The sequence below is a fragment of the Marinococcus sp. LNHM5E3-2.1 genome (genome assembly GCF_056034365.1).
Genome location: NZ_JBQLIB010000005.1, coordinates 82966 through 96590 on the forward strand (window position 1 = coordinate 82966; position 13625 = coordinate 96590).

Annotated in this window: 13 protein-coding genes; 12 read left to right on the top strand and 1 reads right to left on the bottom strand. The window is 47.9% G+C overall.

Going from position 1 to position 13625, the window contains the following annotated elements:
• Nucleotides 1-82: 82 nt before the first annotated feature.
• The 3 genes from ACTRXH_RS08120 to ACTRXH_RS08130 are packed head-to-tail and all read left to right on the top strand — an operon-like array spanning nucleotide 83 to nucleotide 3799.
• A complete protein-coding gene (locus ACTRXH_RS08120) occupies nucleotides 83-838 on the top strand; it encodes a DeoR/GlpR family DNA-binding transcription regulator (protein WP_474281589.1) in 756 nt (251 codons plus the stop codon).
• A complete protein-coding gene (pfkB, locus tag ACTRXH_RS08125) occupies nucleotides 835-1773 on the top strand; it encodes a 1-phosphofructokinase (RefSeq protein ID WP_474281591.1) in 939 nt (312 codons plus the stop codon). The genes ACTRXH_RS08120 and pfkB overlap by 4 nt, the downstream gene beginning before the upstream one ends.
• Nucleotides 1774-1786: 13 nt before the next feature.
• The gene (locus ACTRXH_RS08130; RefSeq protein WP_474279105.1) at nucleotides 1787-3799 is read left to right on the top strand and encodes a PTS fructose transporter subunit IIABC; all 2013 of its coding nucleotides are present in this window, start codon (nucleotides 1787-1789) and stop codon (nucleotides 3797-3799) included.
• Nucleotides 3800-3900: 101 nt separating this feature from the next.
• On the opposite strand, the gene ACTRXH_RS08135 is transcribed toward ACTRXH_RS08130, so the two are convergent.
• Nucleotides 3901-4206 carry a PepSY domain-containing protein gene (locus ACTRXH_RS08135; protein WP_298785361.1) on the bottom strand — a complete coding sequence of 102 codons (306 nt, stop codon included), beginning with the start codon at nucleotides 4204-4206 and terminating at the stop codon, nucleotides 3901-3903.
• A gap of 153 nt (nucleotides 4207-4359) precedes the next feature.
• Here ACTRXH_RS08135 and ACTRXH_RS08140 point away from each other — a divergent pair, with 153 nt between their 5' ends.
• The 9 genes from ACTRXH_RS08140 (at nucleotide 4360) to ACTRXH_RS08180 (ending at nucleotide 13577) form a co-directional block, all read left to right on the top strand.
• The gene (locus ACTRXH_RS08140) at nucleotides 4360-5433 is read left to right on the top strand and encodes a M42 family metallopeptidase (RefSeq protein ID WP_474281593.1); all 1074 of its coding nucleotides are present in this window, start codon (nucleotides 4360-4362) and stop codon (nucleotides 5431-5433) included.
• Nucleotides 5434-5435: 2 nt separating this feature from the next.
• Entirely contained in the window at nucleotides 5436-5945 is a 510-nt protein-coding gene (locus tag ACTRXH_RS08145; RefSeq protein ID WP_474281595.1) for a DUF84 family protein, read from the top strand.
• 62 nt (nucleotides 5946-6007) lie between these two features.
• Complete coding sequence (locus ACTRXH_RS08150) at nucleotides 6008-7018, top strand: PTS sugar transporter subunit IIC (protein ID WP_474281597.1); 1011 nt, start codon at nucleotides 6008-6010, stop codon at nucleotides 7016-7018.
• Between the two features lie 37 nt (nucleotides 7019-7055).
• The gene (locus tag ACTRXH_RS08155) at nucleotides 7056-7391 is read left to right on the top strand and encodes a thioredoxin family protein (RefSeq protein WP_091616835.1); all 336 of its coding nucleotides are present in this window, start codon (nucleotides 7056-7058) and stop codon (nucleotides 7389-7391) included.
• A gap of 121 nt (nucleotides 7392-7512) precedes the next feature.
• Complete coding sequence (locus ACTRXH_RS08160) at nucleotides 7513-8313, top strand: DUF1444 family protein (RefSeq protein WP_474281599.1); 801 nt, start codon at nucleotides 7513-7515, stop codon at nucleotides 8311-8313.
• 63 nt (nucleotides 8314-8376) lie between these two features.
• Nucleotides 8377-9015 (top strand): YtpR family tRNA-binding protein, encoded by a 639-nt coding sequence (gene ytpR, locus ACTRXH_RS08165; protein ID WP_474281601.1) that lies wholly within the window; start codon nucleotides 8377-8379, stop codon nucleotides 9013-9015.
• Nucleotides 9016-9114: 99 nt separating this feature from the next.
• Nucleotides 9115-11703, top strand: coding sequence for a DNA translocase FtsK (locus ACTRXH_RS08170; RefSeq protein WP_474281603.1), 2589 nt, complete (start codon nucleotides 9115-9117; stop codon nucleotides 11701-11703).
• A 106-nt stretch (nucleotides 11704-11809) separates the two neighbouring features.
• Nucleotides 11810-12910 (top strand): nicotinate phosphoribosyltransferase, encoded by a 1101-nt coding sequence (locus ACTRXH_RS08175; protein WP_474281605.1) that lies wholly within the window; start codon nucleotides 11810-11812, stop codon nucleotides 12908-12910.
• A gap of 25 nt (nucleotides 12911-12935) precedes the next feature.
• On the top strand, nucleotides 12936-13577 hold the full coding sequence (locus ACTRXH_RS08180) for a hypothetical protein (protein WP_474281607.1): 642 nt from the start codon (nucleotides 12936-12938) through the stop codon (nucleotides 13575-13577).
• Nucleotides 13578-13625 lie beyond the last annotated feature (48 nt).

A 13625-nucleotide genomic window follows, 5' to 3' on the forward strand; every position in this document is an offset into this window, starting at 1 on the left:
AACAAGCAGACGCAGAAAACGATCATAGCTTTCGCAGATGCCTGTTGCTTATACGGCGGAGCCGGAAGGGAGAGAGAAGAGGATGCTTCACACGGAGCGCAGGGAAACAATCATCGAGATTTTAAAAACTAAAGATACTGCCTCCATTCATGAACTGGTGGAATTAACAGGTGCTTCAGAAGCAACGGTTCGAAGAGATTTATCCAAACTGGAATCTGATGAGCAGATTAAACGTATCCACGGAGGAGCTTCTCTCTCAAGGCGCCGCCGGAATGAACCAACTATCGCAGAAAAGAGCAGCGTAAACCAATGGGAAAAGAAAAAGATTGCAGAAGCTGCAGCATCCCTGCTTGAACCTGGAGAATGCCTTTTTTTAGACGCCGGAACGACGACCCTGGAGATGATTCCTTATTTGGCGGACCGGGATCTTGTCGTAGTGACCAATGGCATCCCCCATGTACCGCTTTTGCTTGAAAGAGGCATTGAAACGTATGTCATCGGAGGTAAAGGCAAGCAGGGAACAGGGGCACTGGTAGGAATTAAAGCTATAGAGGCATTGAGGGAATTTTGTTTTGATGCCTGCTTTCTCGGCATTAACGGCGTTCATCCCGTTCACGGGTATACAACCCCGGATCCGGATGAAGCAGTGGTTAAGCGGACAGCGCTCGACCTTGCGGAAAGGAGCTATGTGCTGGCGGATCATTCGAAGGTTGGTTCTATCACGTTTGCAAACATTGGTGAACTCGCTTTAGCGGAAGTTATTACGTCGGACAGACTGCGGGACGATGAACGGATAAACTTGAAGAAATACACAGATGTGAAGGTCGTGAGTACATGATATACACAGTAACGCTGAACCCGGCGATCGATTATGTAATAGAGCTGGAAGAGTTCATTCCAGGGAGCATCCACCGTTCGAAAAATGATTTGAAATATCCAGGCGGCAAAGGTATTAACGTCTCGAGAGTACTGCAAAGACTTGGACAGCAGTCCACTGCGCTCGGTTTTGTAGGCGGCTTTACCGGTCGGTATATTGAAGAAAGCCTGAAAAAAGAAAAGATCCAAACGGATTTTGTACAGGTGGAAGAGGACACAAGAATTAATGTGAAAATCCGAGGCGGTCAGGAATCAGAAATTAATGGCGCTTCCCCGGGTGTCACACAAGAGGATGTGGAAGCGCTATACCAGAAGCTGGATGTGCTTACGGAGGAAGACGAATTAATACTCGCGGGAAGCGTTCCTTCTTCTCTTCCTCACACCATTTATCTGGATATGATGGAACGGGTGAAAAACAAAGGAGTCCGGGTATACTTGGACACGAGCGGAGAAGCGCTCGGCGAGGCGTTGAAAGGCCGGCCTTATTTCGTTAAGCCGAATCATCTTGAACTGGCAGAATTGTACGAAGTTGAAGTAAACAGCGTGGAAGATGCTGCGGTGTATGGCCGAAAGCTTCTGGAGGATTTTGATATTGAGCATGTCGTTATATCGATGGCAGGAGAAGGTGCTGTATATATTAATAAATCCCAGACTCTCCATGCTTCCGTGCCAAAACAGAAAGCCGTGAACTCCGTTGGGGCAGGAGACTCCCTGGTGGCTGGCTTCGCTGCCGGAATCACGGAACGTCTAACTCCGGATCAGGTGCTTAACAAAGCAGTAGCCTCCGGAAGTGCTACAGCGTTTTCTGAAACATTCTGTACGAAAGAAGAAGTAGAAGAATTAAGTCAAAAAATAACGATTCGTTCGCTGGAGAGCGAAGAAACTAATCAAGCTTAGAGGGGTGAGCAGAATGAAAATTACTGATCTATTAAAAAGAGATACCGTGCTTTTGTCTCTCTCTTCGACAGACAAAGCCGGAGTGATTGATGAACTGGTAAACAAGCTTGACACTGCCGGCCGTTTAAATGACCGGCATGCTTTTAAAGAAGCAATTGAAAAAAGAGAATCAGAGAGCTCTACCGGCATTGGTGAAGGCATCGCCATTCCTCACGCAAAAACAAGTGCTGTGGATACGCCGGCCATTGCATTCGGACGTTCACAGGCAGGCGCGGATTACGAATCACTGGACGGCCAGCCGGCACATCTGTTTTTCATGATTGCAGCGACAGAAGGGGCGAACGAAGCACATTTAACTACACTGTCCCGTTTGTCTACGCTGTTAATGGATGAAAACTTCCGACAGGATCTGCTGAATGCAGAATCTGAAGATGAGATCATGGCGGCTGTGGATGCAAAAGAAAGAGACAAGCTTGGAAGCGATGAGGAAGAAGAATCAGAAGCTTCTTCAGCTCAGGCTGCCGGAGACAACAGTACGCCGAGAATTCTTGCAGTGACCGGCTGCCCGACTGGTATCGCTCACACGTATATGGCAGCAGACGCGCTTAAGGACAAGGCAAAGGAGCTCGGTGTCTCCATTAAAGTGGAAACAAACGGTTCCGGTGGGGTTAAAAACCGTCTCACCTCTGAAGAAATCGCAAATGCGGAAGCGATTATCGTAGCTTCCGATACGAAAATTGAAATGGAACGCTTTGATGGCAAACCACTTTTATCCACGAAAGTTACGGACGGAATCCGTAAACCGGAACAGTTAATTAACCAGGCCGTAAATGGGGAATTTTCGAAATACCGGGACTCCGGAAGAAGCTCTTCGTCGGATGAAGAACCGGCTTCTGCCGGCGGCGGTGGCGGAGCAAAAGCAGTTGGTAATGCTATTTACCGCCACTTGATGAACGGGGTTTCGAACATGCTGCCATTTGTTATCGGCGGCGGGATTCTTATCGCTATTTCGTTCTTCTGGGGAATTAACTCAGCAGATCCGGAAAGTGACCAGTTTAATGGATTTGCCCAGGCCTTGAACGCCATAGGCGGACAGTATGCCTTTGGATTGTTCGTAGCAGTACTTGCCGGCTTTATCGGTATGAGCATCGCAGATCGTCCTGGTTTCATGCCGGCAATGGTCGGTGGCTTTATGGCCACACAGGGTATTCCGGGGTCTGAAGATGCAACAGCTGGTTTCCTTGGCGGTATTATTGCCGGTTTCCTCGGCGGCTATGTCGCTCTCGGCGTGAAAAAAGCAATGGCAGGGCTTCCACAGGTACTCGATGGTATTAAAACGATTTTGTTCTATCCAGTTATTAATATACTGATCACCGGTCTCCTGATGTACTACGTGTTTATTACGCCAATCGCATTTCTTAACACTGCTCTCCAGGACTGGATCACCGGTCTTGGTACAAGCAACCTGGTGCTCCTTGGTATTCTGCTTGGCGGCATGATGGCAATCGATATGGGTGGACCGTTCAACAAAGCGGCCTTTACCGTCGGTGTAGCCTTAATTGGACAGGGGATTTACGCCCCGCACGCAGCTGTAATGGCTGGCGGAATGGTGCCGCCTCTTGGTATCGCACTTGCGGTTACGTTCTTTAAGAACCGTTTTCCAAAAGAGCAGCGTTCAGCTGGGTATACAAACTATGCCCTTGGGTCGTTCTTCATTACTGAAGGTGCTATTCCATTTGCAGCAGCGGATCCACTTCGTGTTATTCCTTCCATTATTACCGGTTCTGCAGTAGCAGGCGGTCTGGCGATGCTGTTCAACGTAGAACTGCTTGCGCCGCACGGAGGTTTCCTCGTGTTCTTCCTGAACGCTGTACAGGGTGGTGGGGTCTTCCTATACTTCCTGGCTATTCTGATCGGATCGCTCGTGACGATGATTATGCTGGCTATTTTGAAGAAGCCGCTGGAGCAGTCGAAAAACGAAGTGCAGGATTACAAGGACTCCAAAGAGAAAAAAGAAGCATCGTAACCAATATAAAAGAGAGGCCGCCAGCAATGCGGCCTCTCTTTTTTGTTCAGGCGGAAATTAAAAGCCCCCGGGCCTTTTAAAGGGCCGGGGGCTATGTTGAGTTAAGAGCTTAGTTCCAAAATAGTGCCAGTTTCAGCATCTACAATAAAGTCTAATTGACGGGTCTCACCCTGATTGGTGCTCGAAAGGCCGCCACGGTAAACTTTGTATTCCAGGTCGTCTTTTTTGTACGTTTCCGGCGTCATATGAATCCAGGAGCCGTTAACTGGGAGGTGATCCTGCACGTTTTCTTTTACTGTCTTCAGCGCTTTTTCCGGAGAAATCTCATCTTTCTTTGTGAACTGCTTAACCAAAATCCCCAAAGCAACACCAAGACCTACTCCAATAAGAATATTCTTTGTACTCATTATTATGTCCCTGCCTTTCCATTTCTTATTTAACCAGTATACCGCAAATATTGCGTATATCCAAATACATACCCGTTTTCAATAGTGGTAAAAACGTGACTCGTCCGATAAAATGAAAATTAGGCAAAGCCTGATAATCGAAAGGGGTATTTTATGAAGCAGGAAACACTCGACATGTTTAAGTATCTAACAGAGACACCGGCGGTCCCGGGATTTGAACATAAGATTCGTACATATATGAAAAAAGAGCTTGAACCGGTAAGTGACGAAATCGTGCAGGACCGGCTCGGCAGTTTGTTTGGAGTAAAGCGCAGCGACCAGAAAGGACCGAAGGTTATGGTAGCCGGTCACATGGATGAAGTTGGTTTTATGGTCAAATCCATTGACGAAAACGGAATGATCCGATTTCAGACGCTTGGCGGCTGGTGGAGCCAGGTTCTGCTGGCACAGCGTGTGCAGATTTATACAGAGGAAGGCAGCGTGCCGGGGGTGATCGGATCCACGCCTCCGCACCTGCTTGAACCGGAGCAGCGTGAAAAGCCTATGCCGTTAAATAAAATGTTTATTGATATTGGGGCCGACAGCCGTGAGCATGCAGAAGAGCTGGGCGTGCGCCCGGGAATGCCAATATCTCCGGTGTGTCCATTCACTCCAATGGCGGATGAGAAAAAAATTATGGCGAAGGCCTGGGACAACCGGTACGGGGTTGGGCTGGCACTCGAACTGATGAAAGAAGTCCAGGATGAAAACCTTCCGAACACGCTGTATGCAGGTGCTACAGTGCAGGAGGAAGTAGGTCTGCGTGGAGGGCAGACGGCTGCCCAAATGATTCAGCCTGATATTTTTTACGCGCTGGACGCAAGTCCGGCGAATGACTCCACAGGTGGGAAGGATGCCTTCGGACAGCTGGGTAAAGGTGCGCTGCTGCGCATATTTGACCAGACGATGATTACTCACAGCGGCATGAGGGACTTTGTTCTCGACACAGCAGAAAGTAACAGCATTCCCTACCAGTACTTTATTTCCCAGGGAGGGACAGACGCCGGCCGTGTGCATATGGCCAATGAAGGTATTCCATCTGCCGTTATCGGTGTATGCTCGCGCTATATTCACACGTCTGCTTCACTGCTGCATGTGGATGATTATGCTGCAGCAAAGGAACTGCTGACGAAGCTTGTACGAACTACGGACCAACAGGCACTCGATATGATTCATAAAGGAGTCTGAAGTTGAGAAAAGTAATGGTGGGTTCAGAAAATGCTGTAAAGGTGGCGGCTGTCCGCCAGGTATTGAGTCCGGACTTTTCTGTGGCGGGCATGTCTGCTGTTTCAGGAGTAAATGACCAGCCATTTTCTGATCAGGAAACAAGAGAAGGCGCTGTAAACCGGGCATGGCACGCACAAAAATATGCTGACATCGGTATAGGTCTTGAAGGCGGCGTTCAGCCCGAAGGAAAGGATATATATTTGTGCAGCTGGGGAGCACTCACGGATGGAACTGCTGTATGGACGGCGGGCGGGGCTCGTGTACTGCTTCCGGAACGTATTGCTGTTATGGTTCACAATGGAGTGGAATTAAAAACGGCAGTGGACCACTATACACAGTTGGAAAATATCCATCAAAATGAAGGTGCTGTAGGTATTTTAACTGCCGGCCAGGTGGACCGTACTGCATTATTTCATCATATAGTCTCTCTGCTTTATGGCCAGTGGATATATCAAACGGGGCGCCGGTTTTAAACGGCGCCTTTTCATTAAATTAAAATATGGGTACAATGGAATAAAAGAAAAGGAGAGAGTGGATGCGTTCATTTTTTTTGAAAAAGGGTGTAAATTTAAGTGTAAAGACATATGGAGTTACAGCTTTGAGTTACATGGCGCTTGGCTTGTTTGCGTCTTTAATTATTGGTTTAATCATTCAGACTATCGGTCAGCAGCTCGGTATTACTTTTTTTGAAAACATGGGTACGCTTGCGATTTCATTAATGGGGCCGGCGATCGGTGTAGCGGTGGCATATGGCCTGCAGGCACCGCCGCTGGTTGTTTTTTCCGCAGTAGCTACGGGTGCAGCCGGAGCGGAGCTCGGGGGACCGGCAGGAGCTTTTATCGCAGCTCTCGTTTCCGTGGAGCTGGGTAAGCTGATATCTAAAGAAACACGTCTGGACATTATAGTAACGCCGCTTGTGACGATTATTGCCGGCTATGGAATAGCTCAGCTTCTCGGCCCCGGTATTCAGTCGTTTATGACAGGGTTTGGAGATGTGATCGTATGGGCCACGGAACGACAGCCGCTTATTATGGGCATTTTAGTTGCCGGATTGATGGGTCTTGCCTTGACAGCGCCGATTTCAAGCGCCGCTATTGCCATTATTCTTGATTTGAACGGTATTGCAGCAGGAGCAGCTACTGTTGGGTGTGCAGCACAAATGGTTGGTTTTGCAACCAGCAGCTTTCGGGAGAATAAATTTTCCGGCCTTGCCGCGCTGGGCATTGGTACATCGATGCTTCAGGTTCCAAACGTTGTGAGGCGGCCGCTCATTTTGATTCCGCCGACCCTTGCCGGTATGGCCGTTGCACCTTTTTCCACAATGGTCTTCATGATGGAAAATAATGCAGCAGGTGCAGGTATGGGCACGAGTGGTCTGGTAGGCCAGATTATGACTTTCCAGACGATGGGGTTTTCTTTTGAAGTGCTTGGTGCAGTCCTGCTGCTTCATATCGCTGCCCCCGCGTTAATCAGTCTCGGTTTGTCAGAGTGGATGCGCAAACGAAATTGGATTAGAATGGGGGATATGAAGATACGGGAAGGATGACCTTTTCTGTATGCATTAATTTAAAGGAGGCAAAACAATGGAAAATTTAACTACCCAGGAATCTTTCAATCAAGCTATTGATAATGGCAATACAGTGATTATGTTCTCCGCCGGCTGGTGTCCGGATTGCACGTATATTGACCCGGCGATGCCGGAAATCGAACAGCAGTATGATCAGTTTACGTTCTACAAAGCGGACCGTGACGAGCTTATGGATGTGTGCATTGATTATGGAGTGATGGGCATACCGAGTTTTCTTGCTTTTCATAACGGGGAAGAAGTGCACCGCTTTGTAAGCAAGCAGCGGAAGACACCGGAAGAAGTACAGCATTTTCTGAATGAATCACTGGAAAAAGTCAACGCTGATTCATAAAGTTGAAAAGGGCTGTCCCTAAAAAAGGGACAGTCTTTTTTTGACAGTAAGCACGAATGTGGGAGTACACCTTTGCACATGTTACGATGGAATTAAGAATGTTCAAGAGGAGCGATTAAGAATGGAAGTACGAAAGCTACAGCGCATACTGCGGGAACGACTGAAAGACGACAATTCCCGTACGTTTAAATATGATGATGAACAAAGCTCCCTGCGGGTCGAGCACAAGCAGCTGAAAACCGGAGTTGATCTGGATTTAAGCAAATGGGCAGCAAAATATGAACGTGAAGGAGAAAAGGCCGTGGAGGAGGTTGTGCATTATATCGATACCTCATTTCGTGCCATGGAACGTGATGTTTCCCTTTCCGGTCAGGAACAATATATTTATCCAGTAATACGTTCGACTTCTTTTCCAACCGAGACGAAGGACGGGAAGGAGCTCGTATGGGACGACCATACAGCGGAAACAAGAATTTTTTACGCCCTTGATATGGGAGAAGCGTATTCATTGATCGAAAAGGAAACGCTCGAAACCGAACAAATGGAAACGGAAAGTATCCGCCGGGCTGCCCAGAGCAATTTAAAAAAGCTGGAAGTTCCGATGAAAAAAGATACGGTTGCAGGAAACACGTTTTATTTTATTAATACAAATGACGGCTATGACGCAAGCCGCATATTAAACGAAGCTCTACTGCAGAGTGTGGCTGAAGATGTGCAGGGGGATATGGCAGTAGCAGTTCCCCATAACGACGTCTTTATTATTGCGGATATCACAAACGATAACGGCTACGATGTACTCGGGCAGATGGCTTTCCGCTTTTTTAACGATGGCCGGGTACCGATTACGGCTCTTCCGTTTATGTATGAAAACGGAGAATTCGAACCGATCTTTATTTTAGCTAAAAAACGCCCTAAAACCTGATTCGCGGGAGCGTTCAAGCTGTGATACAATAAAAGTTAAGTTAGCGAAAAGGAGCCACAACGAATGAATATTTTTTATAATCCCAAAGGAATCGGGGATGTACTTCTCATCTCATTAAAACCAATAAACTCAAAGCAGCGTGAAACGGTAAAACACGGAGATGTGGCCGTGCTCACCCATGCTACAACGAAAGAAACAGCAGGCTATCATATTTTTAATGCCTCCTCCTACGGAGAAATTAAAGGAACAGGCAGAATAGCAGCGGATGCAGGTCATATCCAGCTCATTAATAAAGCCCTGAAAGAAAACAATATAGATATTTCGCTTGAGGTGCCGGCCCAGTCCGAATTTGTGGTGGGCTATGTAAACGAGAAAAAACAGCATCCGGACGCAGATAAATTGAGCGTCTGCCAGGTGGATACAGGAGAGGACACGCTTCAGATTGTCTGCGGGGCCCCGAATGTGGATAAAGGTCAAAAGGTGGCTGTAGCAGTACCGGGGGCAGTGATGCCGTCAGGAATGAAAATAAAAAAATCGAAGCTGCGCGGTGTGACTTCTACTGGCATGATCTGCTCGGTGTCTGAGCTTGCCCTGCCGGAAAAGCAGACAGAAAAAGGTATCCTCGTTCTCGGTGATGCGTATGAAACAGGAGAGGACTTTTATAAGCAGTATCACGAACGCCCGGTTTCGGCCTCCGTGTAGTAAGTGAATGAAAAACCGCTAGTCGTGCTAGGGGTTTTTCTTGTGCAGGTACAGAAAATTAAACTCAAAAAGGCCCGGTAAGAAAAGGAGGGGTTGAAAATGCCGTCATCCTTTCAACAATGGATGAAAAGAATGCAGCATTTTCTTTTTAACGATGAAGAACAGCCAGAGGACAGCAACCGTGAAAATCGTATAAAGCGCTCCGGAGAGGATCCTCCTCCATACATAGCGAGAATGACGTATCAGGAATCTGAGCCGGTGAAAATGTTTAACGTTTATCCTAAAAGCTATGAGGAAGCACAACAACAAAAAAGCAGCGCCCGAGCCCCTGACCGGCCGAGCGCAGCAAAGCTCTCGGGAGCCTCTGCTGAATCGCGCACAGCTGGACACGACCGCGGGGAAACCGAACAGGAACGCAGCGGAAAAAACTCTAAACGTTCTGAGTCTAGAGGAGAAAAAAAGGCCGGAACAGAGGAGTCCGGCTATTTTCGGGGAAAAAACTTTGAAGCAGGCAGTATCCCTTCCCCTATATTTGGATATCAGCAGGCCGACCTGCATCAGGGTAATTTAAGAGATCCGGAGGCGGAAAACAGAAAGGAAACATCTGTGCAGGAACAGATTCGGGAGGATATCGCTTTCCTGAATTCAATCCGCGCGGGAGACAGAAGGCCTTCCTCCGTAACGAAGCAGGTCGAAGAGAAAGAAGCGGGACGAAAGCGGAAGGCACCTTCCATTCTGCAGGAAGATACCGACCGCTTTATGGAAATCAGCAGGGCACAGAGAAGCGGGAAATGGGACTCGGAAACAAAAAGCCAGGAAGCAGAGAACAGTATATCGGAGAACGAACCTGAGTCAGAAGAAAAAAAAGACTCTGAGCTGTTTCACTCAGGCACTTCGTTTGAAATAGTACCGGAGGAAGAAGCAGGTAAAGACCCCATCGAAGAAGAGGTGCCGGAACAAGAGCAGGCTCCTCAGACGGCCTCCATCCATTGGAAAGAAGAAAGTCCTCCGGAGTCTGTCACAGAAGAAGCGCAGGAAATAAAACCGGCAGCAGTAGAAAACAAGCCTGTGCCAGCACCGGAAAAAAGCGAACTGCCCGTGAATAAAAAGGAACCGAAAACAGAGCTGAAAACTCCTTCGCCTTCATCAGTGAAAGAAAAGCCGAAAGCACCGGCGAAAAAACAAAATGGCAGCAAACGGACGTCCACATCTACCCCTTTTAATGTCATGATGTATCCTAAAGATAAGCGTTCCGTTCAGCAGCAGTCAAAACAAAATGGATACCAGTTGCCATCACTTCAACTGCTCAATATTCCTCCTAAAAAAGAAGATGAGGACGAGAGTGAGCTTGAAGAGCAGAAAGAACAGCTTGAAACTACGTTGAAAAACTTTCATGTGGATGCAAAGGTTTCCCAGATTACAAAAGGACCGTCGGTGACAAGGTTTGAAGTCCAGCCGGCGCCGGGAGTAAAAGTGACAAAAGTGACTAACCTGACAGATGATATTAAAATGGCGCTCGCGGCGAAGGATTTAAGAATGGAAGCCCCTATCCCGGGAAAGAATGCTATTGGTATTGAAGTGCCCAATCCGACATCTGCACCGGTATTTTTACGGGAAATTCTCCGCCGGGACGTATTTAAAAATCATCAATCGCCGCTCTCAGTAGCCATGGGTCTCGACATCGGCGGCAACCCTGTCATAGCTGATCTGCAAAACATGCCGCACGGGTTGATTGCAGGTGCTACAGGGTCAGGAAAGAGTGTCTGCATCAACTCCATTCTGTTGAGTTTGTTGTATAAATCTTCTCCGGAAGAGTGCAAATGGATGCTGATCGATCCTAAAATGGTGGAGCTTGCTTCGTACCGGGAGGTTCCTCACCTTATTACACCGGTAATAAACGATGCCAAGGAAGCCACGGGAGCGTTGAAATGGGCGGTCCAGGAAATGGAAGACCGCTACGAGCGGCTGGCCAGCGAAGGCGTGCGCGATATGAAAAAATATAACGAGCGCATGGAAAAACAGGGGCGCTATGCCGATAAAATGCCGTACCTTGTCATTGTAATTGATGAACTGGCAGACCTGATGATGGTGTCGCCCCAGGATGTGGAGGATGCGATCTGCCGTATTGCGCAGAAAGCAAGAGCCTGCGGCATGCACCTGCTTGTGGCGACGCAGCGTCCATCAGTAGACGTTATTACAGGTCTTATTAAAGCAAACATTCCAACGAGAATAGCATTTTCTGTCTCCTCCCAGGTCGACTCACGGACTATTTTGGACGGGGGAGGCGCTGAGCGGTTAATTGGCAAGGGCGACATGCTTTTCTATCCGAACGGAGCATCCAAACCAACCCGTGTCCAGGGAACATTTGTAACAGATGAAGAAATAGATGCCGTGACAGACTTTGTAAAAGAACAGAAAAAGCCTGTTTATCAGTTCCAAAAAGAGGAGCTGCAGAAGCACCTCGAAAAAGAAGAGCATCAGGATCCCCTCTATGATAATGCGTGTGAATTCGTTATTGATCAGAAGCAGGCTTCCGCCTCCCAGCTGCAGCGCCGTTTTTCTTTAGGGTATAATCGCGCGGCCAAGCTGATCGATACGATGGAAAACCGCGGTATTGTTTCAGAGGCGAGAGGAAGCAAGCCGAGGAATGTATTAGTAACCCGGCAGGAGTGGGAACAGTCGGTATAGGCTTGCTTTCCCGTGGAAGGTTTTATATGATAAATAGAATAAAAACAAGCAGCCCGTGGAAAATCACGGGCTCTTATTCTGATACATAGGTTAAGGAGCAGCTGTTATGAAAGAGATTGAACTCAAACTGCAAGGAAAACAAAAACGATTAACAAACGAAACCTTTAAATTCGACGAACGGGTAAAGGAAGGCTGGTTCTCCGCAGTATACTTTTTGAAGACCAAAAAAATCGCAGAAAAATACAAGCCGGAAGAACGTGTGCTGATGCAGTTTTTTCAAAAGGATCACGCCGTTTTATGCGGAGTGGATGAAGCGGTGGCTTTAGTGAAAACCTTCTCCTCCAATCCGGGAGAACTTGTTATTCATGCCCTTGAAGACGGCAACAAAATCGAACCGTATGAAACGGTAATGACCGTGGAAGGAAAGTACCAGGATTTCGGCTTCCTTGAAGGCCTGATCGACGGTATACTTGCGAGGCGTACATCTGTTGCTACAAATGTCTTTAATGTCGTGAATGCGGCAAAAATTTCCGGAAGAAAAAAGCCCGTAATTTTTATGGGAGACCGGGATGATCATTTCACGCAGCAGGCAGGAGATGGGTACAGTGCTTTTATTGGAGGCTCCAAGGCTCAGGCGACTCACGCGATGAGTGAATGGTGGGGCAAAAAGGGGATGGGCACGATGCCGCACGCCCTTCTCCAGCTCTTCGAGGGAGACATTATTCAGGCGACACGCGCGTACAAAGAAACATTCCCTGAAGATGAACTCGTAGCACTGGTGGATTACAATAATGATGTTATTACCGACTCTTTGAAGGTTGCCAGGGAATTCGGCAGGGAGCTCCAGACAGTGCGTCTCGATACGTCAGGCAGTATGGTGGATCAATATTTCTGCCGGCATCCGGAGGTGCTTGGCTCTTTTAATCCTACCGGCGCCAATCCCGAACTGATTTTTGCCTTACGTAGAGTGTTGGACGAAGAAGGATTTCGGCATGTTAAAATAATGGTAAGTGGTGGTTTCAACGCGGCCCGTATTGAGGAATATGAAGCAAAAGACGTTCCTGTTGATATTTATGGTATTGGCAGCAGTTTATTAAAAATCCATATCGGTTTTACGGGAGACAATGTATTGCTAAATGGAAAACATGAAGCTAAAGCGGGGCGGAAATACCGCCCTAATAATCGAATGGAGCTCGTAGAGTATTAATTTTCCCAGAAAGGAGTTCTTGGCCGTGCGTTCGGATATACAAAGGTATCGACAGCGCCGGCAGGCGGAAGCGGACCGGTGCCTCGAAAGCCTGCTTGCAGCATTTAAAGCCTGGAAAGAAGAAAATACGAACCTGCGTGAAAAGGTGCGTGCCAAGCATCTTTTTGCCGAACAGACCGGGATCGCGGTGGACCAGGTGGAAAAGAAACCGTGGGACATGCTGTTTGAGGAATGGTTTTCATATGACTATGTGACTATCATCGGAACGCATTTATTTGATATGTTCTTAAAGCAGACGCTGACTGAGAGGACCCGCATGGATCTCCAGCTCGGGGGTCTGCTGTTAACAGCTTCCTGGATGCCGGTGGAATTGAATGAAAAAAACTACTGGGTTAGGGCAGTAGGGAGGCAGGAATTTTCAAACCGGGTGCAGCAGGACGCTGCTTTGGAGCCGGCTGTATCCTCCATCTGGCTTGTTCGGACAGCACGTGTAGGCTTTGAGGACACCCGTCTGGGACAGGCAGTACCGCTTCGGGTTGATGCCGAAGGTTTTCAGGCACTTATGCTTGAGGCGGAAAAAGCTTACCAAAGGGAAGAACACATTAGGTGGCATAAAGAAAAAGGGGCCTCCTGGCTGCAGTTTGCGCTCCCGTCTGTTAGTTTTTAACCTGAAACGAAGACGGGATTCAGGCTTTTCTGCCCAATTCAAGTCGTT

What these genes read in the sequence shown, in the direction of transcription:
- ACTRXH_RS08160 (WP_474281599.1), top strand. Translation starts at nt 7,513, where the DNA reads ATGGAAGTACGAAAGCTACAGCGCATACTGCGGGAACGACTGAAAGAC.
- ACTRXH_RS08170 (WP_474281603.1), top strand. Translation starts at nt 9,115, where the DNA reads ATGCCGTCATCCTTTCAACAATGGATGAAAAGAATGCAGCATTTTCTT.
- ACTRXH_RS08155 (WP_091616835.1), top strand. Translation starts at nt 7,056, where the DNA reads ATGGAAAATTTAACTACCCAGGAATCTTTCAATCAAGCTATTGATAAT.
- ACTRXH_RS08140 (WP_474281593.1), top strand. Translation starts at nt 4,360, where the DNA reads ATGAAGCAGGAAACACTCGACATGTTTAAGTATCTAACAGAGACACCG.
- pfkB (WP_474281591.1), top strand. Translation starts at nt 835, where the DNA reads ATGATATACACAGTAACGCTGAACCCGGCGATCGATTATGTAATAGAG.
- ACTRXH_RS08175 (WP_474281605.1), top strand. Translation starts at nt 11,810, where the DNA reads ATGAAAGAGATTGAACTCAAACTGCAAGGAAAACAAAAACGATTAACA.
- ACTRXH_RS08130 (WP_474279105.1), top strand. Translation starts at nt 1,787, where the DNA reads ATGAAAATTACTGATCTATTAAAAAGAGATACCGTGCTTTTGTCTCTC.
- ACTRXH_RS08135 (WP_298785361.1), bottom strand. Translation starts at nt 4,206, where the DNA reads ATGAGTACAAAGAATATTCTTATTGGAGTAGGTCTTGGTGTTGCTTTG.
- ACTRXH_RS08150 (WP_474281597.1), top strand. Translation starts at nt 6,008, where the DNA reads ATGCGTTCATTTTTTTTGAAAAAGGGTGTAAATTTAAGTGTAAAGACA.
- ACTRXH_RS08120 (WP_474281589.1), top strand. Translation starts at nt 83, where the DNA reads ATGCTTCACACGGAGCGCAGGGAAACAATCATCGAGATTTTAAAAACT.
- ytpR (WP_474281601.1), top strand. Translation starts at nt 8,377, where the DNA reads ATGAATATTTTTTATAATCCCAAAGGAATCGGGGATGTACTTCTCATC.